23 protein-coding genes, 5 tRNA genes and 1 pseudogene are annotated in these 26,600 nt (G+C 55.2%); 10 read left to right on the top strand and 19 right to left on the bottom strand.

The features are described 5' to 3' along the window. Positions 1–13: 13 nt before the first annotated feature. Positions 14–643 carry a winged helix-turn-helix transcriptional regulator gene (locus V6940_RS01940; protein WP_333494638.1) on the bottom strand — a complete coding sequence of 210 codons (630 nt, stop codon included), beginning with the start codon at positions 641–643 and terminating at the stop codon, positions 14–16. Positions 644–787: 144 nt separating this feature from the next. Next, complete coding sequence (locus V6940_RS01935) at positions 788–2,764, bottom strand: alkyl/aryl-sulfatase (protein WP_333494637.1); 1,977 nt, start codon at positions 2,762–2,764, stop codon at positions 788–790. A gap of 497 nt (positions 2,765–3,261) precedes the next feature. On the opposite strand from V6940_RS01935, the gene V6940_RS01930 reads away from it, so the two are divergent. Both V6940_RS01930 and V6940_RS01925 read left to right on the top strand, forming a co-directional pair. After that, complete coding sequence (locus V6940_RS01930; protein ID WP_442910771.1) at positions 3,262–4,185, top strand: extracellular solute-binding protein; 924 nt, start codon at positions 3,262–3,264, stop codon at positions 4,183–4,185. A gap of 14 nt (positions 4,186–4,199) precedes the next feature. Next, positions 4,200–4,952, top strand: coding sequence for a molybdate ABC transporter permease subunit (locus tag V6940_RS01925; RefSeq protein ID WP_333494991.1), 753 nt, complete (start codon positions 4,200–4,202; stop codon positions 4,950–4,952). A 158-nt stretch (positions 4,953–5,110) separates the two neighbouring features. Here V6940_RS01925 and V6940_RS01920 read toward each other — a convergent pair. Then, positions 5,111–5,200, bottom strand: a tRNA-Ser gene (locus V6940_RS01920). Between the two features lie 93 nt (positions 5,201–5,293). Here V6940_RS01920 and mtfA point away from each other — a divergent pair. The 3 genes from mtfA (at position 5,294) to V6940_RS01905 (ending at position 7,377) form a co-directional block, all read left to right on the top strand. Beyond that, positions 5,294–6,088 (top strand): DgsA anti-repressor MtfA, encoded by a 795-nt coding sequence (gene mtfA, locus V6940_RS01915; RefSeq protein WP_333494636.1) that lies wholly within the window; start codon positions 5,294–5,296, stop codon positions 6,086–6,088. A gap of 100 nt (positions 6,089–6,188) precedes the next feature. Continuing rightward, positions 6,189–6,264 (top strand) — tRNA-Asn (locus V6940_RS01910). Between the two features lie 180 nt (positions 6,265–6,444). Beyond that, a complete protein-coding gene (locus V6940_RS01905; protein WP_333494635.1) occupies positions 6,445–7,377 on the top strand; it encodes a nucleoside recognition domain-containing protein in 933 nt (310 codons plus the stop codon). On the opposite strand, the pseudogene V6940_RS01900 reads toward V6940_RS01905, so the two are convergent. The 3 genes and pseudogenes from V6940_RS01900 to nac all read right to left on the bottom strand — a co-directional run. Then, positions 7,294–8,898, bottom strand: a pseudogene (locus V6940_RS01900) (alpha/beta hydrolase); the annotation flags it as partial. The gene V6940_RS01905 and the pseudogene V6940_RS01900 overlap by 84 nt on opposite strands. A gap of 188 nt (positions 8,899–9,086) precedes the next feature. Next, positions 9,087–10,037, bottom strand: coding sequence for an HTH-type transcriptional regulator Cbl (gene cbl / locus V6940_RS01895; RefSeq protein ID WP_333494634.1), 951 nt, complete (start codon positions 10,035–10,037; stop codon positions 9,087–9,089). A gap of 102 nt (positions 10,038–10,139) precedes the next feature. Next, on the bottom strand, positions 10,140–11,057 hold the full coding sequence (gene nac / locus V6940_RS01890; RefSeq protein WP_333494633.1) for a nitrogen assimilation transcriptional regulator NAC: 918 nt from the start codon (positions 11,055–11,057) through the stop codon (positions 10,140–10,142). A gap of 306 nt (positions 11,058–11,363) precedes the next feature. On the opposite strand from nac, the gene V6940_RS01885 reads away from it, so the two are divergent. Continuing rightward, positions 11,364–11,439: transfer RNA gene (locus V6940_RS01885), tRNA-Asn, on the top strand. A gap of 97 nt (positions 11,440–11,536) precedes the next feature. Here the strand turns inward: V6940_RS01885 and V6940_RS01880 are convergent. Continuing rightward, positions 11,537–12,871, bottom strand: a complete 1,335-nt coding sequence (locus V6940_RS01880) for an aminotransferase-like domain-containing protein (protein WP_333494632.1) — start codon at positions 12,869–12,871, stop codon at positions 11,537–11,539. A gap of 87 nt (positions 12,872–12,958) precedes the next feature. Here V6940_RS01880 and V6940_RS01875 point away from each other — a divergent pair, with 87 nt between their 5' ends. Further along, complete coding sequence (locus V6940_RS01875; protein WP_333494631.1) at positions 12,959–13,840, top strand: DMT family transporter; 882 nt, start codon at positions 12,959–12,961, stop codon at positions 13,838–13,840. A 38-nt stretch (positions 13,841–13,878) separates the two neighbouring features. On the opposite strand, the gene V6940_RS01870 is transcribed toward V6940_RS01875, so the two are convergent. Continuing rightward, positions 13,879–14,820, bottom strand: a complete 942-nt coding sequence (locus V6940_RS01870) for a Gfo/Idh/MocA family protein (protein WP_333494630.1) — start codon at positions 14,818–14,820, stop codon at positions 13,879–13,881. Between the two features lie 80 nt (positions 14,821–14,900). Continuing rightward, positions 14,901–15,833, bottom strand: a complete 933-nt coding sequence (ldtA, locus tag V6940_RS01865; protein ID WP_333494629.1) for a L,D-transpeptidase — start codon at positions 15,831–15,833, stop codon at positions 14,901–14,903. A gap of 187 nt (positions 15,834–16,020) precedes the next feature. Between ldtA and V6940_RS01860 the strand changes: the two genes are divergently transcribed. Continuing rightward, positions 16,021–17,469 carry an AMP nucleosidase gene (locus V6940_RS01860; protein ID WP_333494628.1) on the top strand — a complete coding sequence of 483 codons (1,449 nt, stop codon included), beginning with the start codon at positions 16,021–16,023 and terminating at the stop codon, positions 17,467–17,469. A gap of 91 nt (positions 17,470–17,560) precedes the next feature. Here V6940_RS01860 and V6940_RS01855 read toward each other — a convergent pair. The 3 genes from V6940_RS01855 to V6940_RS22725 form a co-directional block, all read right to left on the bottom strand. Further along, a tRNA-Asn gene (locus V6940_RS01855) sits at positions 17,561–17,636 on the bottom strand. Positions 17,637–17,777: 141 nt separating this feature from the next. Next, positions 17,778–19,244 (bottom strand): EmmdR/YeeO family multidrug/toxin efflux MATE transporter, encoded by a 1,467-nt coding sequence (locus tag V6940_RS01850; protein WP_333494627.1) that lies wholly within the window; start codon positions 19,242–19,244, stop codon positions 17,778–17,780. Further along, positions 19,220–19,399 (bottom strand): DUF5951 family protein, encoded by a 180-nt coding sequence (locus tag V6940_RS22725; RefSeq protein WP_442910770.1) that lies wholly within the window; start codon positions 19,397–19,399, stop codon positions 19,220–19,222. The genes V6940_RS01850 and V6940_RS22725 overlap by 25 nt, the downstream gene beginning before the upstream one ends. A 6-nt stretch (positions 19,400–19,405) precedes the next feature. Between V6940_RS22725 and V6940_RS01845 the strand changes: the two genes are divergently transcribed. After that, positions 19,406–19,481: transfer RNA gene (locus V6940_RS01845), tRNA-Asn, on the top strand. Between the two features lie 44 nt (positions 19,482–19,525). Here V6940_RS01845 and V6940_RS01840 read toward each other — a convergent pair. Continuing rightward, the gene (locus tag V6940_RS01840) at positions 19,526–20,044 is read right to left on the bottom strand and encodes a hypothetical protein (protein WP_333494626.1); all 519 of its coding nucleotides are present in this window, start codon (positions 20,042–20,044) and stop codon (positions 19,526–19,528) included. Between the two features lie 124 nt (positions 20,045–20,168). On the opposite strand from V6940_RS01840, the gene V6940_RS01835 reads away from it, so the two are divergent. Further along, positions 20,169–21,059 (top strand): LysR substrate-binding domain-containing protein, encoded by an 891-nt coding sequence (locus V6940_RS01835; RefSeq protein WP_333494625.1) that lies wholly within the window; start codon positions 20,169–20,171, stop codon positions 21,057–21,059. A gap of 3 nt (positions 21,060–21,062) precedes the next feature. On the opposite strand, the gene cobT is transcribed toward V6940_RS01835, so the two are convergent. From cobT to dacD, 6 genes are all read right to left on the bottom strand, one after another. Continuing rightward, complete coding sequence (gene cobT / locus V6940_RS01830; protein WP_333494624.1) at positions 21,063–22,118, bottom strand: nicotinate-nucleotide--dimethylbenzimidazole phosphoribosyltransferase; 1,056 nt, start codon at positions 22,116–22,118, stop codon at positions 21,063–21,065. Positions 22,119–22,146: 28 nt separating this feature from the next. Beyond that, a complete protein-coding gene (gene cobS, locus V6940_RS01825; protein ID WP_333494623.1) occupies positions 22,147–22,887 on the bottom strand; it encodes an adenosylcobinamide-GDP ribazoletransferase in 741 nt (246 codons plus the stop codon). Beyond that, a complete protein-coding gene (gene cobU / locus V6940_RS01820; RefSeq protein WP_333494990.1) occupies positions 22,884–23,429 on the bottom strand; it encodes a bifunctional adenosylcobinamide kinase/adenosylcobinamide-phosphate guanylyltransferase in 546 nt (181 codons plus the stop codon). Before cobU ends, cobS begins: the two co-directional genes overlap by 4 nt. Positions 23,430–23,638: 209 nt before the next feature. Next, complete coding sequence (locus V6940_RS01815) at positions 23,639–23,959, bottom strand: DUF496 family protein (protein ID WP_035894853.1); 321 nt, start codon at positions 23,957–23,959, stop codon at positions 23,639–23,641. A 201-nt stretch (positions 23,960–24,160) separates the two neighbouring features. Further along, positions 24,161–25,219, bottom strand: a complete 1,059-nt coding sequence (locus V6940_RS01810) for an FUSC family protein (protein WP_333494622.1) — start codon at positions 25,217–25,219, stop codon at positions 24,161–24,163. A gap of 147 nt (positions 25,220–25,366) precedes the next feature. Then, the gene (gene dacD, locus V6940_RS01805; RefSeq protein ID WP_333494621.1) at positions 25,367–26,533 is read right to left on the bottom strand and encodes a serine-type D-Ala-D-Ala carboxypeptidase DacD; all 1,167 of its coding nucleotides are present in this window, start codon (positions 26,531–26,533) and stop codon (positions 25,367–25,369) included. Between the last annotated feature and the right edge of the window lie 67 nt (positions 26,534–26,600).

The raw sequence follows: 26,600 nt of genomic DNA, 5'->3' as shown, positions 1-26,600 counted from the left end.
TTTCTTCATTGAACTAAAATCTCTCAGGCAAACTACTGACTGACATTAAATAACCACCGCGCTTAAACTCAATATAATGACCATTTTTAAGCGCCGATAATACATTTAATACGCTACTTCGCGAGAGATGCGTACGCTCCTGAATATAATCAAGGATCGATATTTTCATCCGCGTCTCTTCAGGTAGTAATATCATCTCTTGCAGGTGATTACGAATCACCGAATAGGTGCGCTGCTGCACCACCAGCGCGTCACGATAAAAAAGATAGGCGGTGTGATACGACAACACCGAAGCCACATCTTCCCATACCCCCTCTTCGCGGAACATCTGCATCGCCGTTTGTGCATCCACGCGTAGAATGGTTGACTCCGACTCCGCCCGCAGCAAATGGCCGCGTACCGGCTGGATCATCTCGGCAATACCGAACAGATGGGGGTCATAGACGGTGACAATCAGCAGGCCATCTGACGCTCGCAAGATGGAGAGTTCGCCTTCAAGAAAGAGAAACAGCTGCGGCTGGTTTTTGTGCGTCCAGGTCATCCGTTTACGGGGAACCACCTTCATTTTTTCGGCTATCGGCTGCAGCAGCGCCGTCAATCGTTGAATGCTCTGCTCCGGGCGAATCGGCGGTAAATTCTGCATAGTCCTACCTGTAAAAATGACACAACGTTGCATTTACGCACATCGGCAGATGTGCCATAAAGCGCAACGTTGTTTAAATTCAAACCAATAAAAGCTTGTCCTGGCGGTAGGCCGGATAAGCTTAGTGCCATCCGGCCTACAGGGTTATGGCGTGACGATATTGAACCAGAAATCAAACTTGTCCATATAGCCCAGCATCTCGTCGAGTTTTGCTCCGTTGCCGCTGATTTTCACTTCGCCCTTATCTTCAGCCTGTTTAAGCGTTTCCTCTTTCAGGATGATTTTGTTCAGGGTTGCCCTATCCAGGGTCAGCGTCGCATCGGCATCTTTCGCTTCCGCGTTGGCGGTATGGTTCAGCACGCCATTTTCCAGCTCCAGCTTATATTTGCCGCCATCGTTGCCAAGAGCGATGTTAAACACCGACTTCGCATTCCCTGCCTTCTCACCATTGATGTGCACGGCCAGATAGTCAAAGAACATTTCTGGCGTCATCGCGCGCACCGTGTCCGGGCTGGCGGTATTCGGCGTTGGCCCTTTCACCACGCCGTTACGCAGCTCCTGCGCGCCGGTCAGGTAGAAGTTACGCCACGGACCTGATTCGGCCTGATAACCCAGCTGCTCCAGCGCATCGGCTTCCAGGTTACGCGCATCCTGGTTTTGCGGATCGGCAAAGACCACTTTGCTGACCACCTGCGCCACCCAGCGGTAGTTACCCTGGTCGTAATCCTCTTTGGCTTTTTTCAGAATCGCCTCAGCGCCGCCCATATAGTCGACAAATTTCTTCGCCGCTTCTTCAGGCGGCAGCTCGTCGAGGGTCGCCGGGTTGCCGTCGAACCAGCCGAGGTACAGCACGTAGGTCGCCTTCACATCGTGGCTCACCGATCCATAGTAACCACGGTTGGCCCAGGTATTCGCCAGACTGTCCGGAAGCTTGAAGTTAGCGGCAATTTCATCGCGGGTCAGCCCTTCGTTTGCCATGCGCAGCGTCTGGTCGTTGATGTAACGATAGAGGTCACGCTGGCTCTTCAGCAGGTTGACCACATTCTCGTTACCCCAGGTCGGCCAGTGGTGCTGAGCCATAATCACTTCCGCTTTATCCCCCCAGCGGACGATCGCTTCGTTGATGTACTTCGACCATGGCAACGGTTCACGAATCTTCGCGCCGCGCAGTGAGTAGGTGTTGTGCAGCGTATGCGTCACGTCCTCTGCCGATTCAATAAGCTTTTTCTCTTCAATAAACCACAGCATTTCAGACGGCGCTTCTGAGCCAGGGGCCAGCATAAAGTCATACGTCAGGCCATCAATCGTCTCTTTCTGCCCGTCTTTATCGATAATATTGGTCGGCGCAATTAAGGTGACGGTCCCAGCCGAGGTGGTGGTACCCAGCCCTGCACCAACCTGCCCTTTCGCATCCGGTTTTAACAGGTTGCCGTACATGTAGCTGGCACGGCGGCTCATCACGTTTCCGGCCATAATATTTTCCGCCACCGCCGCTTCCATAAAGCCGGACGGTGCGTACACTTTAACTTTGCCGGATTTCACATCGGCTTCGTCCACTACCCCACGCACGCCGCCGTAGTGGTCAACGTGGCTGTGGGTGTAAATGATCGCCACCACCGGCTTTTTGCCACGGTTTTTGTAGTACAGATCCATGCCTACTTTGGCGGTTTCCGCCGAGACCAGTGGGTCAACAACGGTGATCCCCTCTTTCCCTTCGATAATCGTCATATTGGAAAGATCGAGGTTGCGAATCTGGTAGACGCCATCGGTCACTTCAAACAGCCCGCTGATGTTGATCAGCTGCGACTGACGCCACAGACTCGGGTTGACGGTAGCCGGGGCTTTTTCGCCCTCTTTGATAAAGGCGTACTGTTGAGGGTTCCAGATAACGTTGCCCTGCTCGCCTTTAATCACGTCGGTTGGCAGCGCGGCGATAAAGCCTTTGTGGGCATTGGTGAAATCGGTATTGTCAGAGAAAGGCAGCTGAGTTAAGAGTGCATCGTTAGCTTTTTGCGTGGTATCCGTCGCCTCTTTCGGCGTCACGTCGGCATAGGCCGGGAGGATAATTGTCGACATAAAACCTGCCAGCGCCAGGCTTCTGACAATAAGCTTTATTTTCATTATGACCCTCGATTGTGCAGTATTTGATATAACCCCAGAAGGTAATTGGTTGAGATACGATATTTTTCCTCACCCTATAAAAACATAACCAGGAATCATCATTGCGCAAGGAAAAAACCCAGATAAAAAATGGTTTTCAATATTAGAGTTAATCCTTTTAAATCAATAAATTAAAATAATCTTTTTAATTTGACTAATTTCATTTCATGCACTACAAAAAATAACATCTTTAATGCTCGTCATTCCCGAATAATTCAGCAAGGCAAGTATCGCAGTCATATTTATCACCATTTTTAAATATTAAAATCTCAATATCATGTCATTCTATAATTTAACATCACCCTAAAACATTAATATTTAGAAACAGTTAGACACAGGATTTACTCCATAGTGAGTATTTTTTCAATTTAAGCTCAACGACCGTTTCATCGTCGTTGCCAGCACCGCCTTTTTCATGAAAAATCGATATGTAAAAAACTACATAACGAGATGAGTCGATGGTTTCAGGAAAAATGAAGTACGGCATTCTGGCGCTGATGGTATGCACCCCAGCGGTGTTCGCAAAAGACATCCGCGTCACCTACGCCGGTTCAATGGGTAAAGTCATGGATCAGGGGCTTGGTCCTGCGTTCAGTAAAGCCGATAACGGTGACTATCAAGGGCAAGGTCAGGGGGCATACGGTATGGCTCGCCTGCTAGCCAGCCACAAGATTGAGGCCGATGTGTTTGTTTCCATCAACCCAGGTCCAATGCAGATCCTCAAAGATGCCGGGCTGATTGATAAAGCCGTGCCCGTTGCCAGCACCAGCATGGTGGTAGCGTACAATCCAAAAGGAAAATATGGCGCTCAGTTTGCCGCCGCCAATCAGAAACACGATGGCTCATGGCTTAATCTGCTGGCACAAAAAGATATCAGCTTCGGGCGCACCGACCCGTACGTTGATCCGAAAGGTCAGAGCATCGTCTTTACGCTGATGCTGGCGGAGAAATATTACCAGCAGCCGGGCATCGCGATGAAAATCCTCGGCAGCCTGCAAAATCCACAGCAAACCCACCAGGAAGGCGGCCTGATCTCCCGTCTTGAAAGCGGTCAGGTGGACGCCGCCGCGGGCTATGAGAGCGAAATCCGCTCCGCACACCTGCCGTATGTGGCGCTGCCGGATGAAATTAACCTGAGCAATCCGGCCATGGCAAAACAGTGGTATGACACCGTCAGCTTCACCATTAAAGACGCCCAGGGCAAAGACCAGGTTCTGCATACCCAGCCGATGGTGTTCTACGCCGCGGTGCTGAAAAATGCGCCTAACGGCGTGGATCAAGGCGAAAAATTCGTCAAATTTATGCAAAGTGCACAGGGTCAGGCGCTGTTTAAACAGTATGGTTACGCGGAACCAAAAGGGGACGCGTTATACGCCCGCTAAACCGCCCAGCCAGAATAGCGGGCTGGCTCTCCCTGCCCGCTATTCTCTTGCTAAGCATTCCTTTTATTACCCTGGTTAGCGTTACGCCGTGGCACCATTTACAGCTGGCCTGGCGTGACGGAGATGCCATCGCCGTGTCAATGGGGCTAGGAGGCGTGGCGCTGTGCATCACTGTCGCCATTGGGCTGCCCGTTGCCTGGTGGCTTTCGCAGGCGCGCGGACGCCGCCGTTTACTGGGTGAATTGCTGGTGATGATCCCCTTGCTCACGCCGCCGTTGGCAATGGGCATCCTGCTGGTCTCGGCGCTGGGGCCTTATGGTTTAGTCGGCACGTGGATCTCAAAACTTGGCGTGACGCTGGTCAACAATCCAGCAGCCTTCGTGTTGGCGCAGATATACGGCTCGTTGCCCTACTTTATCGTGGTCGCCCGCTCAGCATTCGTTACCGTGCCCAAAGATATACTCGAAGCCGGCCAGACTCTCGGCGCTTCGGGCTGGAATCGCTTTCGCTACCTCACGCTCCCCATCGCCTTTCCCGGCCTTGCTTCTGCCGTCACCCTTGCCTGGGTGCGGGCCGTCGGTGAGTTTGGCATTGTGATGATTTTCGCCTATTTTCCTCAAGGGATCCCGGTCAAACTCTATACCAACCTGCAAAACGACGGCGTAGATGCGGTATATACGCTGCTGTGGATGCTGCTGATTGTGACCCTGCCGCTGCCGATGATGTGTTTTGCGCTAGGTAGACGGAATGCGGGTAAAGCGAATTGAATCGATCCAGGTAATACGTGGAAAACGCGATATTCCTGTGTTCAATGTCACAATTGCAGACAGAATGAAGTGACGGTAGACGGTTACGAAAATATTCTACGGACGGTTTGAAAAGGGATATTTACTGGAGAACCTGGGGGATATAACTCGTTGAAAAGTGGCGGAGAGAGGGGGATTTGAACCCCCGGTAGAGTTACCCCTACTCCGGTTTTCGAGACCGGTCCATTCAGCCGCTCTGGCATCTCTCCGTTTTGATGGTTGCCATCATGCCAGGTTATTTGGCATTTTAACAGACCAAGTCTCTTCAATTGCGTTCAAGTGACGAGTTTGCGAGCAAAACGATGATTAAATGGCCCTGGAAAGCAAGTGACACTGCCGAGATAACCGACTTACCGTGGGCGGAAGCTCTGGCGATCCCCCTATTAGCGAATTTGTCTGACGACGAGCAGGTCAAACTGGTACAGTTGGCCGACCGTTTTTTACAGCAAAAACGGCTGGTGTTTCTGCAAGGATTGACGGCGGAGCCTATCATCGAGGCGCGTATTGCCCTGCTCTTCTGTCTGCCGATTCTGGAACTCGGGATCGAGTGGCTCGACGGATTCCATGAAGTGTTGATCTACCCGGCGCCTTTTATCGTTGACGACGAATGGGAAGATGACATCGGCCTGGTGCACAATCAGCGCGTTGTTCAGTCTGGTCAAAGCTGGCAGCAGGGGCCGATTGTGCTCAACTGGCTGGATATTCAGGACTCGTTCGATGCCTCCGGTTTTAACCTCATCATTCACGAAGTGGCGCATAAGCTGGATACCCGCAATGGCGATCGCGCCAGCGGCGTGCCTTTTATCCCGCTGCGCGAAGTCGCAGGCTGGGAGCATGACCTTCATGCTGCGATGAATAACATTCAGGATGAAATTGATTTAGTTGGCGAAAACGCGGCCAGTATCGATGCCTATGCGGCCACCGACCCCGCCGAGTGCTTTGCCGTGCTCTCTGAATACTTTTTCAGCGCACCTGAACTTTTCGCCCCGCGCTTCCCGGCACTGTGGCAGCGTTTCTGCGGCTTCTATCGCCAGGATCCACTGCAGCGGTTGCGTGATAACAACGAACAGGATGAAAATCCCCCAGTAGTTCACTAAAACAACATCTTGCGCTAAATTCAGCCATTCGAATCAGCGAGTTAAATTTAGTGTTGACACAATTATCGGGGGCCAGTACTATGCGCCTCGTTCACACGATTCCTCTGTAGTTCAGTCGGTAGAACGGCGGACTGTTAATCCGTATGTCACTGGTTCGAGTCCAGTCAGAGGAGCCATATTTAAGAAGCCTGCTTAGGAAACTAAGCAGGCTTTTTGCTTTTCTGCATTTGCCAAACCGCAGTACAGTTCACCGCGCCTTTCAGGACAGATTAGTCCGTAACGACAATTTCATTTCCTCCCCACGAGGATTATGATGACGCTCATTATCCTTTCTGTTCGTTGTCACCGAGAAATTGATGGACTTCATCAGCATCATTATGTCGGCGGGGAAAACCTCCGTCGATGTAGCGCTCTATACGCTGCTGCCGATCATGGTAGTTATGCTCATCGTCATGAAATATCTGGAAGTGCGCGGCGTACTGGACGTTATTGTACGCTGGCTCGCCCCGCTGCTTAAGCCGTTTGGTCTCACCGGAATGAGCGCTTTCGCCATGATCCAGATGAACTTCGTCAGCTTTGCCGCCCCGCTCGCCACCCTCGCCATTATGGACAAACGCGGCGTTTCAGACCGGCAGATGGCCGCTACATTGGCGATGCTCTTCGCGATGGGCCAGGGCAACGTCTTCTATCCACTCACGCCGTTTGGCCTGCACTGGCTGGCCTCCATCGTTATCTCAATTGCTGGCGGACTGTGCGCTGCTGCGGTTACCTGGCACGTCACGGGGCGTCGGCTATCGGTGGTCGAGAACGCCCGAGCCGAGGCATTACCTGACGCAGAGAAAAACAATCAAGGGATTATTTCGGTGATTAACAGCGCGGGCTCCGACGCCATTCGTCTGGCGCTTGGCGCAGTACCCATGCTTATCCTGTCGCTGGCTATCGTTGGCGTAATGAAGTCGGCAGGTCTGATTGAGATGCTCCAGCAACTGTTGATGCCGTTACTGGTGTGGTTGCATATTCCGGTTAACTTCGTGCTCCCCGCGCTGGTCAAATGCGTAGCTGGCGGCACGGCCTACTTTGGCGTCGTCTCTGAACTGGTGCAGCAGGGGAAAATCACCGTGAGCCAGATTAACGCCTCTGCGGGGCTGTTAGTTCAGACCTTCGACCTTCCCGGTATCGGTATTTTTCTGGGCGTAAGTTCCCGCTTCGTTCGTCTGTTCCGCTACGCCGCCACCGGCGCGCTCGCCGGGATTGCGCTCCGCACCCTTTTGCACCTTGCTCTGTTCTGACACGGCATCCCGGAGACAGGCGATAACATCAGGCCGGTCGCTACAGGCAATATGCTGCTGAACCCGCGCCATCATCCATGGGAAAAAGGGGTTGGAGGTGACGCGCATCAGTGTATCCAGCCCCACGCTCAGCGTAGCCGTCTCTCCGCGCAGCGAAATTGTGCCCAGACTGATGCCGTAACGATTTCTCTCCTGCGGGTCCCGGCCATAAAGTGAGTCGGTCAGCGGGAACGGCACCGCCACGTGCGACAACGAATACATATCCTGCGGCCAGGCAATTTGCAGAGGCGTCACGGTCTCTGTCAGAGCGCCTGCCTCCGTTGAGCGCGACACCGTTTGATTGGTGTCCGGCGCGGTGTTGGTGATAACCGTGGTCGTGTATAACCTTGGCGCAGGCGGCAGCAAGGTGTTCACCGCCGAGTAGGACGATGGCCTGAACAGCGCGCGTAAATTCGCCGCCTGGTTAATATCAAAAATGACCAGCTCACTGCCGTTATCCGGCAAATAGCGATAGAGCGAATCCACCACCGCCCGGGTGCTCACCGTGGAGTCCATTACCGATTGAAACGTGAGTACCGGCGCCAGTTCATCCAGCCGCTTATTTTGCGATTCCTGCACGATTTGCTGCTGCAGCGCCTGAGATAACAGCCACGACTGGCGCGCGGCCTTAACCGGAAACGAGTTATATTTATAAGGATTAAACTCCGGCACGACGTTAAGCCACGCCGCACGAGCAAAGGCAGGGAATATCGCGGGCAGTCCGGCAAGCCCGGCAAAACGGGCAAAGGCGGTCACACCGATCATCGGTGATAGCAGGATTATCTGCTGCGGCCGACGCAGCGATTTATCATCCAGGCTATCAAGGGCATATTTCATCGCCAGCGCTCCGCCGTTGGAGTAACCGACAATATGCAGCGGTACATCATTTCCCGCCAGCCGCGTCGCTTCGCGCACGGTCATACGCGTTGTCGCGATCCACTGCTCGCGGTCAACGCCGGTTAATGCCCCTGGTGCGGTACCGTGCCCCGGTAGTCTGGGGACAACGGCAATAAACCCCTGCTGCTGATACCGTTGTGCCAGATAGCGTACGCTGTACGGAGAGTCCGTCAGGCCGTGGAGCAGCACTGCAGCACCGCGGGGTTTGCCCTCTGGCTGCAGAATAAAGGAGCGATTCCAGTCCGGCTGAAACTTATCCGGATAGACCAGGCTTTGGGCGTAAAACCGATTAATCGCCGTTTTTTCATCAGCGTTCAACGTGTCGGTAATCTTATTTTTCATATCGCGGAAAATCGTCGCTTCCCGCGCCTGATAGTCAGCAAACGTCGCGTTATCAATCTCACCGGCGGTCATTTCATCCGCCGTCCAGGTATGCCAGCGGTGCAGCGCCGGGCCGCGCTGGGATTCGTAGATACGACCGATGAAAAAGACAATGATGACGACTATCACGCCGATAAGCGCTTTTTTTGCCCATGAGATAAGTCTCTTACCAGACGTATTCAGCAGTCGGGTTACACGCATCATTGCCATAGTACTATCCGGATTATCTCTCTGTTCATGAAGGGTTTATCGTAAGACCAATTGCGATCCTGCGATGTGCCTTTTAAACATAGACTAAACCAGGCGCCAGTTTTCTGGCTCAGAATATGATGAGGAGATGAGATGAAACAACATGGTGAGGTAAGAAGCAGCGCGCCCCAAGGGGCGCGGCGTTAAATCTGGTAATCCAGTACCGACTCTTCGAGCTCCATCGCCTGCCGCTTAATTTCCTCCAGCGACAGTCCGGCATTACAGAGCTCAATAAAGCGCCACACGTAGTTGCGCTGCAGCTGCCCGCGCTTAAGCCCCAGCCAGACGGTATTAGCATCAAACAGGTGATGGGTATCCAGGCGCACCAGGCTGCCGGACTCCTGTGGGTCGCCAGACTGCTCAGCCACAAGGCCAATGCCGAGCCCCAGCTCAACGTAGGTTTTAATCACATCGGAGTCCTGTGCGCTCAGTACGATATCCGGCGTGAGTCCCTTGCGGTTAAAGGCTTCATCAATACGGGAACGCCCGGTGATCCCCTGGCGATAGGTAATGAGCGGCCAGCGGGCGATGTCCTCCAGCGTCAGCGGTGAGGTTTGAGTAAGTGGATGAGCCTGTGGAACCAACAGGCTGTGATGCCAGCGGAACCACGGGAAGGCCACCAGCGTCGCGTCGTTGCTGAGGCGCTCACTCGCAATGCCGATATCCGCCTCGCCGTTGTGCAGCAGCGCGTCAATTTCCTGCGGCGTGCCCTGAATCAACTCCAGGCGCACGTCTTTGAAAATTTCCCGGAACGCTTTGATCACCGGCGGCAGGCTATAACGAGCCTGGGTATGCGTGGTGGCAATTGTCAGCACGCCGGACTCATCGTTAGTAAAGAGATCGGCCAGACGTCGGACGTTGCTGGCCTCGTTCAGTATGCGTTCGGCAATCACCAGCAGGGCTTTACCCGGCTCCGTCATCCCTAACAGGCGCTTACCGCGACGGATGAAAATCTCAATCCCCAGCTCTTCTTCGAGCTCACGAATATGTCGGCTTACGCCAGACTGCGATGTATAAAGCATATTGGCCACTTCGGTCAGGTTGTAATCCTGCCGTGCCGCTTCACGAATTATTTTGAGCTGCTGGAAGTTCACGCTTCTCTCCGGGTCAATCAGACGTTGAACTATTGTTAAAGTCTGATGCCCTTGTGAACAAATAATAAAAACCAGCAAGTTATATCTGAATGGAATATAAGCTTAGCTCACCAATAGTAATTCGCGGTTCTCCAGCATAGGGCGACTAACCAATGACATCAGGATTTCTTTCACCGCCTGCGCCTGTGGGCTCAGCTGACCACGCGCCGACACGTTTAACGACAGCGGCAGGCTCATCGACGGGGTCGTGATCCGCGCCATCCAGCCGTTTGCCGCGCTGCACAGCGAACGCGCCGCCGATTCTGGCAATACTGTCACGCCCATCCCGCTGGCAATCGCAGCAGTCAGCGTAGAGATAGACTCAATTTCACCAATGATTTTTGCCGTTAATCGACGCAGCGAGAAGGCTTCATCAACGCGGGCGCGAACGGCGCTGTAATCCCGTGGCAGGAAAAGGTTCATCTCCGCCACCGCGGTGAGATCGACGCTTTGACCAGGACAATCGCGAGTACCGACCAGATAAAGATCCTCTTTCAGCAGCGGCTGGCTGACGATCCCCGCCAGCGGCGCACGATCGTAAAGCACCGCCATATCCAGTTGACCGTTCAGCAGTTTGTCGTTCAGCACGGTACCGCTATTTTCATGCAGATAAACCAGCACTTCCGGCAGTTCGTTACGCACCGCCTGCAACAGCGGCATGGTAATAGATGACGCCGCCGTACCTGGCGCAAGGCCGATAGACACCGTGCCGCTGAGGGTCTGACCCACGTTGTTCACCGCTAACTGCGCCTGCTCGCACTGGCGTAAGATTGTCCGGGCGTGGGTATATAACACTTTGCCCGCCTCCGTTGGCGTGACGCCGCGCTTGGTACGAATCAACAGCTGCTGATCCAGTTCCCCTTCCAGCGTCGCCACCTGCTGACTCAACGCAGGCTGCGCGATATGCAACACTTCAGCGGCCTGAGTCAGGCTGCCGATATCGACGATTTTTACAAAGTACTTCAGCCGTCTTAAGTTCATTTTTGCCTCCGGTTCGGAATCACTGCCACGCTGGCGTTAAGTAATCGGAGGAGTTGCAAGATGCTTGCCAGTTTTAAAATTGCCAGTAAAACCGTGTAAACCTATCGCTCAGGCCCTTTTTTGCGGCTATCAGAAGTTTGTGATCTGCCCCATAAGGGGTAATTCTGCACTTTCACGGTGCAGAACAGTCAAAAAAACAGCAAATGGCATGGAATTGCTGAAATTGTCAGCAAACGAACTTATTAGCGCTTTTCACCCTTTGACAAGCCGGGGTGACATCGATAATATGCGCCCCGTTCACACGATTCCTCTGTAGTTCAGTCGGTAGAACGGCGGACTGTTAATCCGTATGTCACTGGTTCGAGTCCAGTCAGAGGAGCCAAATTTAAAAAGCCTGCTTTCGAGCGGGCTTTTTGCTTTTCTGCGTTTGCCTTGCGTAAATCAGCCCGCAGCGCTTAAGCGTTAAGCATTTCACCTTCCTACCGACTCATCTCATACTCCACCGCTTCCCTCACCGCCACCAGCGCCCCACGCAGAGTCGCCATCGGCACCGAACCCAGTGCGATGCGTAATGCCTGCGGGACGTTGATTGAAGTAGAGTACGGTTCAGCGGTGGAGACCAGAATATGGTTATCCATCAGCGCCTTCACGATGCGGTCAGCGCGGCACTCATCGGCCAGCGGTAGCCAGACAAACCAGGAGTTTGGGTGGCCGATACAGGGCAACGGGTGCAGACATTCGCGAGCCAGCGCCTGCCGTTGACAGGCGTCGTCTCTTTTTAAGACCGTCGTCCGGGCCACCGTGCCGTCCTGAATCCAGTGGCTCATCAACGCGGTGATAAGCGAGGGTGTATTCCAGGTGGTCGCCCGGATGGCTCGTTCCAGCGCCGGCTTTAGCGAGCCGGGGCAAATCACTACGCCAACGCGCAATCCGGTCGCCACATTCTTTGAAAATCCGCTGATATAGACCGTTCTTTCTGGCGCGTAGCAGGCAACAGGCGAAGGTGGTTGTTCGGCTAAAAAAGCGTAGGCGGCATCTTCAACAATCAGCAGATCATACTGACGGGCAATAGCGGCCAGCCGCTGCCGCTGTTGGTGGCTGAGCACCCAGCCTAGCGGGTTATGCAACGTTGGCATGGTGTAGACCGCTCGTACATGGCGCTGCTGGCAGAGAGTATCGAGAGCTTCAAGATCAGGGCCATCGATAAGCGAAGGGATCGCCAGAAGTTCGAGGTGATACAGCGCCGCCAACGCCTTAAATCCGGAGTAGGTTAACGCGTCTACCGCCACTACATCACCGGGCTGTAGCAGCCCCATTACCGTGACCGCCAGCCCATGTTGGGCGCCGTTAACCAGCAAAATATGGTCAGAATCAGGGGTAAAACCCTGGCTCGCAAAGTATCGGGCGGCAATCTCGCGATCCGCTTTACGCCCGGCATGGGGCTGGTAGCGCAGGTGCGATTCAATATCGCCAACGCAGGCGAGCTGTCGCAGTGCGTCGCGCAACTCCTCCCCCTGACCCGGCAGCGACGGGTAGTTAAAGTTCAGATCGCACACGCCCGGCATCATCGCCTGCTGATCCACGCCATGACCCGCCGCGAGGGTAATTTCACGCACAAACGTGCCGCGCCCGGTTTCACCGCTAACCAGCCCCATCGCCTCCAGTTCGGCATAAACGCGCGTGGCAGTGGCAAGAGAAATACGTTCCTCCGCCGCCAGCCGCCGGTGCGTGTATAGCCGGGTTCCGGCTGCGAGTTGTCCATCGCGTATCCGCGCGGCATATCTGTCGACGATCGTTTTGTATCGCGCCTTCATACAATGTATCCATGACAATAATTTGATTGTATTAGATTAAGAAAACTACCATCGCGCTGTTAATGACTCAACGGTGAGGTGGACAAAATGAAGGCTGCGGTATTTCTAACACACACAGCATCCGGCTGGTTTAACGGGCTGCTGGGCGTAGTGATTTTTAGCGGTTCATTGCCCGCAACGCGTATCGCGGTCGGTCCTATGGACCCGTTTTTTCTGACCTTTCTGCGGGCGTCGATTGCCGGGCTTCTCGCCCTGGCGCTGATTGTCATCTTTCGTGAGCGGCGCCCCACGGTCAGGCAAATTTTTCCGCTGCTGGTCGTTTCACTCGGCGTGGTGGTGGGCTTCCCCCTGCTCACCGCCATGGCGCTACGCTACGTCACGGCGGCGCACTCGATCGTCTTTCTTGGACTTCTGCCGCTCTCTACGGCGATTTTTGGCGTACTGCGCGGGCGGGAGCGGCCTCATCCGGCGTTCTGGATCTTCTCGCTGCTGGGGAGCCTGCTAGTCGCGGGGTTTGCTCTCTCACAAAACGCCAGCGCATCGTTAACCGGCGATCTGCTGATGCTTGCCGCCGTGGTGGTCTGTGGGCTGGGCTATGCGGAGGGGGCCACGCTGACGCGCCAGTTGGGCGGCTGGCAGGTGATTAGCTGGGCGCTGATTTTATCGCTGCCGATGATGCTGTTAGCGACGTTACTGGCGTTACCTGCCGATCCCGGTGCTATTACGGGTCAGGCGTGGCTGGCGCTCGGTTATGTCTCGCTGTTCAGCATGCTGATTGGCTTTATCTTCTGGTACAAAGGTCTGGCGGAGGGCGGAATTGCCGCGGTAGGCCAACTCCAGCTTTTGCAGCCGTTTTTAGGGCTGGCGCTGAGCGCCCTGCTGCTGCACGAGGCGGTGAATCCGCTGATGATGCTGATTACGCTTGGGGTGATCCTCTGCGTTATCGGCTCGAAAAAGTTTGCCCGATAGCAAAGCCCGGCGGCGCGATACCGGCCGGGCGTTACCCACTACAGCGCGGCGCGAATCATATCCAGCACCTGCATATTACGCACGGTTTCATCCAGCGGGATCAGCCGCGACGGCTCGTTGAGGATCGCGCTGGAGAAGTGGCGGATTTCAGCCTGGTAACGGTCCGACTCGCTCACCGGCAGCTCGCGTACGCCCTCGCGGGTGTGCAGCTCCAGCGCGCCAGCATCATCCAGGAAGGGCTTATCGATAATCAGCATCCCTTTGCTGCCAATAATCTCCGCATAGTTGCGACCAAAGGCGTTAAAGCCGCAGTGAATATTGGCAATCAGGCCATCGTCATATTGCAGCAGCGCGGAGAGATTGGTGTCCACCCCTTGATCCGTTTCGCTCACCGCTTTGCAGCTCACCGGCAGGCGTCCGGTCACCATACCGATAAAGTTCACCGGGTAGCAGCCAACGTCATACAGCGCCCCGCCGCCGAGCGCGGGCTGCATTTTGATGGTGCCAGGCCGGTCGAGGAAGAAGCGGAACGAAACGTTAATATGGCGCAACTCACCCAGCTCACCGCTCTCCAGCACCTGTTTAATAACCCGTACCCGGTCGGTGTACTGATACATAAAGGCTTCCATCAGCAGGCGGTTATGCTGCTGCGCCACCCGCTGCATATCGCGCGCTTCGTCGGCGGTAAGGCCAATTGGCTTCTCGCACAGCACGTGTTTACCCGCCTCCAGCGCCCGGATCACCCACTCTTTGTGCAGTGAGTTAGGCAGAGGGATATACACCGCCTGAATGGCCTCATCGGCCAACAGCGCAGCGTAATCGCCGTAGCTTTTCTGCCACTCACCCACCGGCAGTTCATCCTGATGGCGCGACGCTACGCCGTAGACGCGCGCGTTATCGGCACGTTGAATCGCCGGAATAATGGAATTTTTTGCGATTCGGGCATAGCCCAGCACGCCCCAGTTCACGACATCACTCATTCAATGCTCCTTTTGCCAACCCTGGTTAAAAAGTCAAAAACCCGCAAATCGCGGGCTTTTGGCGTTGAATATAGACAGGCTTACAACGCGTTATGCGAGGTGCTGATATTGACCGGCATGCCGGAGCGCCTTTCGAGCGCGCCTCTTGCCCGACTACCATCCACGCCTTCACCCTGAGTAAAACTACGCAGCGCAGGCGTAATAGGCAACGGAACTTTGTTATCAGACTCATATTCTGTGCGGTTGCGCGATAATGGCTCGTGCACCTCCACCCAGCGACTGCCGTCTGGCTCAACGCTATATTTCACCGGCTGGTCGATAATCTGCACGCGCGTGCCGACCGGCACGTTATCGAACAGATACTTGATGTCATCATTGCGCAGGCGGATGCAGCCCTGACTGACGCGAAGCCCAATGCCAAAGTTCGCATTGGTACCGTGAATCGCGTACAGCCGACCAATATAAATAGCGTACAGGCCCATCGGGTTATCCGGCCCGGCCGGGACAAACGCAGGCAGGCTTTCCCCGCGTTTGGCGTATTCACGACGGGTATTTGGCGTTGGCGTCCAGCTCGGTGCTTCCTGTTTGCGCTCGACGGTCGTCACCCAGTTACGCGGCGTTTCTCGCCCTGCCTGGCCGATACCAATGGGCAGAACCTCAACGGTGTTACCCTCTGGCGGATAATAATAAAGGCGCATTTCCGCGACGTTAACCACAATTCCCCGACGCACCGTGTCTGGCAGAATTAGCTGCTGCGGTACCACCAGCGTGGAACCCGATTTTGGCAAGAAGACATCCACGTTCGGATTCGCCTCCAGCATATTGCTGAGCCCCTGCCCGTACTGCGCTGCAAAGGCCTCCAGCGGCAGGTGGTTATCCTGCGGCACCGTGATATTCAACGTGCTGCCCACAAGACGGCTCCCCTCCGGAGGAAGCGGATAGGTCACAGCCAGCGCGCCCTGGCTACAGAGTGCCAGCGCGAAAGCACACAAGAGTTTTACACGAGGTTTCATTTCCCTTTCCTCAAATCACAGCAGATGTCGGTTGATTATAGCTTTTTTACTCCGACACGCAGCCTTTAACCGGATGAGAAATCACCCGGTTAAAGGTTAATCAGTTGTTACATTGAAACCGGCTTACGCTTTTGTTTCATCATCGGCTGGCATACTATCGGGAAAAGCCGCACACAAGGAGCGAACGATGAGTAATACGGGCGTGAGTCTGACCCCAGAACAAGCGCTGGAGAAACTCCAGGCGCTGTACGATCAATCGGTAAGTGCATTACGTGACGCTATCCGTCTGTTTATTGACGACCGTTCATTACCAAGCGCAGAAGCGCGGGCAAACGGGCTATTTGTTTACCCTCAGCTTTCGGTCTCCTGGAGCGGCAACGCGCACAAGGCGCAGAAAACCCGCGCGTTTGGCCGCTTTACCCACTCCGGCTGCTACACCACTACCATCACGCACCCGGTGCTGTTCCGCAGCTACCTGCTAGAGCAGCTAAGCCTGCTGCACGAAGATTACGACGCCCATATTGAAGTCGGCCTGTCGCAGCATGAAATCCCCTATCCGTACGTGATCGATGGCCTGAATCTCGATCGCTCGATGAGCGCTGACCTGACGCGCTTTTTCCCCACCACCGAGCTGTCGCAGATTGGCGATGAAACCGCGGATGGCCTGACCCACTCCACCGATTTCTATCCGCTGTCGCACTTTGACGCCCGCCGCGTAGACTTCTCGCTGGCGCGCCTGCGTCACTACACCGGCACTCCGGTCGAACACTTCCAGCCGTTTGTACTGTTCACCAACTACACCCGCTACGTCGATGAGTTCGTGCGCTGGGGCTGCAGTCAGATTCTCGATCCTGATAGCCCGTACGTGTCGCTCTCCTGCGCGGGAGGGATCTGGATCACCGCCGATACCGAAGCGCCGGAAGAGGCTATTTCCGATCTGGCGTGGAAGAAGCACCAGATGCCTGCCTGGCACCTGATCACCAAAGATGGACAAGGGATCACTTTAATTAACATCGGCGTAGGTCCGTCGAACGCCAAAAATATCTGCGACCACCTGGCGGTGCTGCGTCCAGACGTCTGGTTGATGATCGGCCACTGCGGCGGCCTGCGTGAAAGTCAGTCGATTGGCGATTATGTACTGGCACATGCCTATCTGCGTGACGACCACGTGCTGAACGCCGTACTGCCACCGGATATTCCAATCCCGAGCATTGCCGAGGTGCAGCGCGCACTGTACGACGCCACCAAGCAGGTGAGCGGGATGCCGGGCGAAGAGGTCAAACAGCGACTGCGTACCGGGACGGTGGTTACCACCGACGATCGCAACTGGGAGCTGCGCTATTCCGCGTCGGCGCTGCGCTTCAACCTGAGTCGCGCCGTGGCGATTGATATGGAGAGTGCGACCATTGCCGCTCAGGGATACCGCTTCCGCGTGCCATACGGCACGCTGCTGTGCGTATCAGACAAACCGCTGCACGGTGAAATTAAGCTGCCCGGTCAGGCGAACCGTTTCTATGAAGGGGCGATTTCCGAACATCTGCAAATTGGCATTCGGGCCATCGACCTGCTGCGCGCGGAAGGCGATCGTCTGCATTCCCGTAAGCTGCGGACCTTTAACGAGCCGCCGTTCCGTTAAGACAATATCAGCCGGACTCTGGTCCGGCTTTTTTTATCAAACGCAGAAAAGAAAAAAGCCTGCTTAGTTTCCTAAGCAGGCTTCTTAAATATGGCTCCTCTGACTGGACTCGAACCAGTGACATACGGATTAACAGTCCGCCGTTCTACCGACTGAACTACAGAGGAATCGTGTGAACGAGGCGCATATTATCGATGTGCCCCATTGTTGTCAAAGCCTGATTTGCACAAAATAATTCGTTTGCCGATTTATTCTTCGATTCGGCTGAAAACTGACTTTTATTGCCGATTTTCACCGCAATCAGGCTGTTACGCGGCGTCCGTTTTCTTTGCCGGCGCGTATTTCCACGCCCAGCGGCCGGTTATCAGGCGACGGTAGAACAGCACCGCACGCGCGCCCCAGTCGAGGAACATCCCCATCCAGACGCCGACCACGCCCCAACCCAGCAGAATACCCAGCACGTAGCCTACTACCACGCGACAGCCCCACATGCTGAGCATGGAGACCCACATGGCGAAGCGTACGTCTCGCGCCCCTTTAAAGCCCGCTGGCAGCACCCAAGAGGCGGCCCAGATTGGCATAAAGGCAGCGTTCATCCACAAAAGAATTTTCACCACGTCTTTGACGTCCTGCTCGTGGGTATAGAACGACGCGAACAATCCGGCAAACGGCGCCGTCCCCCAGGCTATCAGGGTAAGGACGATGGTCGACATCCAGAACACGTGGCGTAGCTGGCGTTCTGCCTGGGCAAGCTGCCCGGTCCCCAGCCGCTTACCGGTAATAATAGTGGATGCCGAACCCAGGGCGTTCCCCGGCAGGTTAATCAGCGCCGCCACGGAGAAGGCGATAAAGTTACCGGCTATAACGTCGGTCCCCATCCCGGCGACAAACATCTGCGTCAGCAATTTACCGCTGTTAAACAGCACTGACTCGACGCTTGCCGGAATACCAATCCCCATCACTTCCCAGATAATGGCGAAATTGAGTGGCTTGAAATAGCTTTTAAGCGGAATACGCAGCGCCGGGTTAAAGCCAACCATCAGCACAATGATGGTGACCACCGCGCCAATATAACGGGAAATGGTCAGCCCCAGCCCTGCCCCGGCAAACCCCATACCGTGCCAGGAGAACGCCCCGTAAATCAGGAAGCTACTGATAATAATGTTGAGGATGTTCATCCCGCCGTTAATCATCAGCGGGATTTTAGTATTCCCTGCCCCACGCAGCGCGCCGCTGCCAATAAGCGCAATCGCTGCCGCCGGATAGCTCAGCACGGTCAGCTCAAGGTAGGTCAGCGCCAGTCCTTTCACTTCCTCGGTGGCATCACCGGCAACGATATTAATAATCCCGGCACCAAAATAGTGGATAACCGCCGCCAGGATGGTCGCGAACAGAGTCATGATCACCAGCGATTGCCGTGCCGCCGCTCGCGCCTTACGACGGTCACGCTTACCGAGACTGAAGGCGACCACCACGGTCGTCCCGAGGTCTATCGCGGCAAAGAACGCCATGATCACCATGTTGAAGCTATCGGCAAGACCCACGCCCGCCATCGCCTCTTTACCCAACCAACTGACGAGGAAGGTACTCAATACCCCCATCAATAAAACGCAGGTGTTTTCCAGAAAGATAGGTACAGCAAGGGGGGTGATTTCACGCCAGAAGAGAACTCGATAACTTTTGCGTTTTTTGTACCAGGGCGTGCGGGCAACGGCCTGGCGAAGTGCGGTGGTGACGTTCAAAATGGGCCTTAGATCAGAAAGTTGAAACTCCATTTCAAATGATGATGGAGAATTCCCGATCCTGCAAAACATTTTTCCTTAATTTTTGTCTGGAATGGCGACAAATTGTTGATGGAATAGGCAGTCGCGTCACAAGACCAGAATTGATGTTTGACAAAAATTTTTTCGCCGCTAAGATACGACTCCACACCGATTCCTCTGTAGTTCAGTCGGTAGAACGGCGGACTGTTAATCCGTATGTCACTGGTTCGAGTCCAGTCAGAGGAGCCATATTTGAGAAGCCTGCTTAGGAAACTAAGCAGGCTTTTTGCTTTCTATTTTCTCTCCGTTTCAGCAATTCGCACCAGCACCACCCCGAGCAGCGTTAAATCGATGACAACCGCAAAGGCAAACCCGTAGCCATTTATACCCGGCGCCGAATTGGCCTGGATAAGCAATACTGCAACTAACGCTGCCACGCTGCTCAGCGCATTGACAATTCGGTTGTCAGCCATCAATCGCCCATGAGCCAACCCCAGCCCCAGGCCACCGGTGACGATTCCCGGCAATAGCAGCAGCCCCGTTTGTCCACCAAGCAGGCTAAGCAGCACCAGCAGCCACCCCACCGCCGAAAGCGGAAAACCGTGGCGCACCACACTGCCTGTGCTTGCCAGCATCATCCCTACCGCAAAGCTCAGGCCCAGCGCAAAAAGCTGAACCAGACTCTGAGTGACGCTTACCGCTATTGATAGCTTCGCCAGTAGGCCAGCACCGGCAACCGCAGCGCTTATCGCTATCGCCCTCTCTGCAGTCTTACGACTTCCCGGCGTAGTACCACTTATCCATACGCTCATCGTTTTCCCCTTCGGCATTAGCATGAGATTAATTCACCCTCTTACTTATGCTGGGTAGACTACGTCTTCTATAACAGGTAAAACAAACGCATAGTTTTCAGCCATAGATGAGAAAAACTCAGCCATGAGAAAAGTCAGATTGCCACCGCTCGGCGCGCTAAGAGCGTTTCATGCGCTGGCGGAACAGCTCAGCTTCAAGCGCGCAGCGGACGTCCTCGGCGTGAGTGCGACGGCGGTCAGCCATCAGATAAAACTTCTGGAGTCAGTGCTGGAATGCCGGGTCTGTGAACGCAGCGCTCAGGGCGTTAGCCTGACCGAGAGCGGGAAAGTGCTCTATGCCGGTACCCAACGCGCTTTCAGCGCGCTGGAAGAGGCTACGGCGCAGGTGCTGCAAGCCCACCAACCACCCGCACTGACGATCACCACCACCTCTAATTTTCTCACCCACTGGCTGGTTCCGAGGCTTGCAGACTTCAAAGCGGAATGCCCGACCATCGATCTGCGGCTGCATACCAGCGTCGAGCGTGTCGATCTCAGCCAGCGTACCGTTGATGTGGCTATCCGTTATCGTGAAATGCCGGAATCCTCGCTGCACTGCACTCTCCTGCATACAGACCGTTTTATCGTTGTGGCAAGCCCCGCGCTAGCGCTGCAAAAGCCCGAAGATTTAGCCAACGTCACCCTGTTTCACGTGGAAAATCGCCATGTTCCGGCCGATGAACCTAGTTGGGCAAACTGGAAAAAGCGCTATGGGCCTCAGGCATTAAATCTGCAGGCGGGGTTGACCTTCAGCGATGAAACGCATGCGCTGCAGGCGGTAGTCGCGGGACAAGGCGTGGTGATTGCCAGCGAGTTGCTGGCGAGGGATTTACTGCAACGTGGAGTGCTCATGATGCCTTTCAACATGTCACTACCGGGCGCGAACTACTATCTGGTGGCCACCGAAGAGAACGCGCAGCGCCAGGATATTACGGCGCTACGCGAATGGCTTTTACAACAAATGGCGGGGAAATAGCCCTTACGCTGGCAGCACGATATTGCTGCCAGCCAGCGTCCCCATGCGGTTATACATGGTGCAGGCTGACTCAACGATATGCATCGCCATTGCTGCGCCGCTGCCTTCACCCAAACGCATCTCCATATGCAGATACGGTTCCAGTTCCAGATGCGCCAGCGCAATGCGCGCGCCTTTCTCGGCGGAGAAATGGGAAGGGATCAAGTATGGCTTCACGGCTGGCGCAATGCGGCAGGCCGCGAGTGCAGAAGCGTACGACAGGAAGCCGTCCAGTACCACCGGCAGGCCGCACGAGGCAGCACCGAGCATTACGCCGGTCATCCCCAGCAGATCGTAACCACCGACCTTCGCCAGTACCTCAAGGCCGTCAGCGGCGTTGGGCTGGTTCACCGCAATAGCGCGACGAACCACATCCACTTTATGCGTTAGCTGCGCCTGAGGCAGGTTGGCGCCAATGCCCACCACCGCCTCCGGCTCGCTGCCGGTCAGCACGCTGACTACCGCGGCGGCCGGCGTGGTGTTAGCCATACCCAGTTCACCCACGCCAAACAGCGTCACGCCCTGCTCTGCCAGGCTACGGGTATAGTTAATTGCCGACAGCAGCACGGTTTGCGCCTGCTCGGCCGTCATGGCCGCCGTTTGAGCAATGTTGCCGCTGCTGCGTGCCACTTTCATATCGATAAGGCCTGGGATTGGGTCGGCATCGATGCCCACGTCAATCACATGTACGTCCGCGCCTGCCTGTGCCGCGAGAACGCAAACACCGGTATTGTGGCGCGTCATATTCATGGCCTGAATCGCGGTCACCACCTGCGGTGAAATGGCGACCCCTTCATGCCAGACGCCGTGATCGGCGCACATCACCAGAATTGCTTTTTTATCAACGCACGGCGTGCCCTGTAGGCCGCGCATGCCCGCAAGCTGCACCGCCAGCGCTTCCAGACGCCCGAGGCTACCCGTTGGTTTTAATAGCCCATCAATATGCTGCTGCGCCTGCGCCATCGCGGCGCTGTCCATTTCTGGAATAGTCGACAGCAGTGAAGCCAGTGTTGTTTGCATTATTATTCCCACGTAGTCATACGCTGGCTTACAAAAGCGCCAGCAAGAAAATCACTTCGCCTAACTCGATACTTGCGCCCAGCGTGTCGCCGGTTTGCCCGCCCAGCGTACGCTTCAGCAACTGGCCCAGAATAAAGACGCCGATAAAGGCCACCAGCAGCGCTTTCAGGCCATGTACGCCCAGCATGGCGGTGACCAGCGCCCCTGCAATGACTAACGTCACCCAGGTCTGGCGGAAGCTGATTTTACCGATAAACAGATTACCCAGCCCCTCTTCGCGGGCATAGCGGTGGCGATACATCATCAGTACCGAGGCACCACGACCGGCGATACAGGCGCTGGCGATCGCCGCCAGCATAGGGGTGTCGCGCAGCGCCAGTTCGCTGACCGCCAGTACTTTGGCCAGCAGCACAAAGATCAGCGCCAGACCGCCGTGGGTGCCCAACCGGCTATCACGCATAATTTCCAGCATCTTCTCGCGCCGACGCGCGGAGAAAACGCCGTCACAGGTGTCCGCCAGACCATCGAGATGGAAGCCGCCGGTCAGCAGCGCCAGCGCCAGAACGCTAAAGAATGCCGCCAGAGGAATACCGCACCAGCTCTGCACAATGATGAAGACCAGACCGCTTATCGCCCCCAGTAGCAGACCAATAATCGGAAAGGTAATGACGCCGCTAACGTAGCGATCCAGATCCAACCCCTGCGACCAGCGCTGTGGCACCGGCAGACGGCTCATAAAGGAGAGTGTGGCGAAAAACAGTCGACTCATTTTATTTTGACTCCAATCCCTGATACCACCAGCCAGACGTCATCTGCCGCCTGCGCCAGCTTTTGATTTACGCGCCCGGCAATGTCGCGAAAATGCCGGGCCAGACGATTTTCGGGCACGATGCCCATTCCCACTTCATTGGTCACCAGCACAATCGGCGACGGGCAGCGCTGGCAGGCCACGATCAGCGCATCGATTTCGCCATTGACCTGTGCTTCAAGCGCCGCGAAGTCCCAGTGCTCAATCTCTTCCTCGTTTCCCGAGGCAAAGAGAATATTGGTGACCAGCGTCGTGATGCATTCCAGCAGAATAGCTTCGGTAGGATCGTTATCAGGCGTGATGATGTCGGCAAGATGTTGCCAGCGCTCTTCGGTGCGCCAGTGTGCAGGACGGTCGTCCCGATGATGCTGGATGCGTGCGGCCATTTCGGCGTCGAAGATTTGTGAGGTCGCGATATAGCAAACCCGGGGGTATTTGCTGAGTAACGATTCCGCGTGGCGGCTCTTTCCGCTGCGCGCGCCGCCGGTCACCAGTATCATGATTGCGCTTCCAGATGTTGCTGCATTGTTGGCGAGATCCTTTGATATCAACACGTTCCCACATAACCGTGGCTAATATATCAAACAGAAAGCTTTATACTCCGCATTGCTCGCGATGTCACTGGATTGTCGAAAGGTCGAAGAAGAGAGTGTGCAGGGAGGAATAAAATAAGGACCAGGTGGCCGCTGGCGCAGCCACCCGTTAATGACGGTTACTCGCCTTTCTGCTCGCCCATCACTTTTAGTTTCTTGGAGATGTCGCGGCGTTCTTTGGACAGCTCAGCATTTTTGATGATGTAATCATCAACGCGATCTTCATAGTCGCCTTTCATGCTGGCAATGATGCCCTGAATAGCTTCAACGCTCATGCCTGGTTTGATGTAGTCGCTGAGGTTATCCAGCAGCAGCACGCGTTTCTGGTTGTCACGGATCTTTTTCTCAACGTCCTGAATTTCACGCTGCAGTTTGTTCTTACGACGGAACAAACGTACGAATTCCAGTACGTCCTGAAACGAAGGTTTCGTGGTTTCCATTTTTATACCCCTGATATGTTGAGACTCGGATTCGTTAAACAACGGCTACACGATAAGGTACACATTAGTCATATACCCTTCAACCTGTATGATTTTTCGTACTGCCGTTGTAGCAAACAATCATTTTTACTTTGGGTTCATCATAACCCTAAATCTAGCTGAATCGAAACAACCTGGCGTAAAAGCGTGTGCATCTGCCTTTTATTTACGCAATGCGCGACACATCAGGCTGGATAATAATTCCAGCTGACGCGCCAGCTCCATGCTCAACCAGACGTAGCCATGAATGGACGTCTCAGCCAGATGGTCATCTTTGTACTCATGCACCAGTTGACGCAGCTCCGAGACGATTTCATTGAGCTTTTCGCTGTTCGCTTTGATAGGACGCGGGTTGCCTTCGTATAGCGCATGGGCAATCGCCAGCAGCGTTTGCTGTGTCATCAGTTGGGTTTCGCGCAGCGTATGGGCGTTCAGCATCAGCAGGTGGCCCGGGCGTGACGCCCAGTGGGCGTTGATTTGCAGCTCCAGCATGCAAACCAGGTTGCGGCTGACGGTCTGAATAGCTTCAAAAATGCCCTTATGGATATGCGTCTCTTTGCTGGCAGGCGTAATCAGGCCGCGCATTTTCACCACGTCATTGAGGACTTTTTGCAGATGCTTTTCCAGCCGTGGACGCTCAATCAGGTTCGGCGACAGTCCCGCCTGATAGATACGGTTAAACTGCGTCACGAACGAGGCCATCTGGATACGCCAGTGAATAAACGCCCGCTGCGGCCAGATACCGGTAAAGAGCATGGCCAGCAGGCAGCCGAAGATAACGTCGCCGCTTCGCCACAGCGCGGTGGTCATATCTCCAGCCGGTGCGCCAACTACTACGCCAAGAGTAATGCCGATAAGCAGCGCCTGATACGGCTTTTTGCCCAGCGCCAGCCAGCCGCACAGGAACATCGCCGCGGCGCACCAGATAAGCATCAACGGCAGGGAGAAAAGCTCAAGCTTGAGGGCGATCAGGCCCAGGGCAGAACCGAGCACCGTACCGCCGATACGCTGAAACGCGCGCGGCACCACGTTGCCCCAGAAGGAGATGGGCCCCATCACCACCACCAGCGTGATCAGCGGCCAGGAGCCATCGGGCACGCCCAGCAGGCGGACTATCAAAAAGGTCAGGACAAAGGCCAGCGCAATACGCGCCCCGTGCACGGTACGATAGTGACGATATAAACGAATTTCAAAAGGACTGAGTGACTTATCCGGACGCACACCCACTCTCCGACAAGACTAAAGCGCGAATTGTACCTGCTCCTGCATCAAGAAAGTAGCCCGGCCGAGCATCGCGGTGCCGGGAGTGGCACCGAGCCGCCCCGGGGTCGGTGCTAGCGCACCTCGTCCGGGCTACACGACACCGGGTCAGGCTTTATGGTGCAGATAATCACTCATGCGTGAGAACAGCCCACCTTTGCCAACGCTTTCCAGCGTCACCAGCGGCCACTGCGCGACAACCTTATCGCGGTCGAGCAGTTGGATTTCTCCGACGCGCTGGTGTGCGGCAATCGGGGCATCCAGCTCTTTAGTATCCAGCACATATTTTGCTTTAATATTTGGCACTTCCGCCTTTGGCAGCGCCAGCCAGAAATCCTGGTCGGTACCCAGCGCGATATTCTCTTTATCGCCGTACCAGATACGCTCGGAGCCGACTTTCTTACCGTTTTGCAGGATCTGCACGGTATCGAAGTTTTGCTGGCCCCAATGCAACAGCGTACGCGCCTGATCTTCGCGCCCTTTCGGGCTATCGGCCCCCATCACCACGGCAATCAGACGACGCTGGCCGTCTACCGATGATGCGATCAGGTTAAATCCCGCCCCGGAAGTGTGGCCGGTTTTCAGGCCGTCGATGTGCATCGATTTTTCCCACAGCAGGCCGTTACGGTTCTGCTGGGTGATACCGTTCCACGTCAGGCTCTTTTCGCTGTACATGTGATAGAAGTCTGGCTCGCCGTGAATAATCGCGCGGGAGAGCACCGCCAGATCGTAGGCCGAGCTATGCTGGCCCGGTGCGTCCAGGCCGTGAACGGTTTCAAAATGGGTATCGCGCAGGTTCAGTTTCTGCACGTAGTCGTTCATCATTTTCACGAACTGTGGTTGACCACCCGCCACATAATCCGCCAGCGCCACGCAGGCATCGTTGCCGGAGTCGACAATCAGGCCGCGGCTCAGATCGCGGACGCTCAGGCGATCGCCCGCCTTGAGAAACATCAGTGAAGAACCATCAAACACCGGGTTACCTGCCGCCCAGGCATCGCGACCCACGGTCACCATATCGTCTGCCGTTATGCGGTGGCTATCGATAGCACGGTCAACCACATAGCCGGTCATCAGCTTGGTCAGGCTCGCTGGGTTACGCTGTTGGTGCTCATTACCGGCGGTCAGGATCTGCCCGGTGGTGTAGTCCATTAACACCCAGGCACCGGCTTTAATCGGTGGCGGGGTAACGGAAGGAATCGCGGATTCGCCAGCAAAGGCACAAGAAACGCTCGAAGCGAGCAAAGAAACGGCAATAAGAAAACGGGCTTTCAACGGTAAATCCTCAACATTCACAAATTCGTCGTCCTTTTTACGGAAGTTCGTGCTTTGTGACAGGCTT

The organism is Kluyvera sp. CHPC 1.251 (assembly GCF_036759945.1).
Lineage (GTDB): Bacteria > Pseudomonadota > Gammaproteobacteria > Enterobacterales > Enterobacteriaceae > Kluyvera > Kluyvera sichuanensis.
The sequence above is the reverse complement of the archived record's forward strand: the minus strand, read 5'-3'. Positions and strand labels throughout refer to the sequence as shown.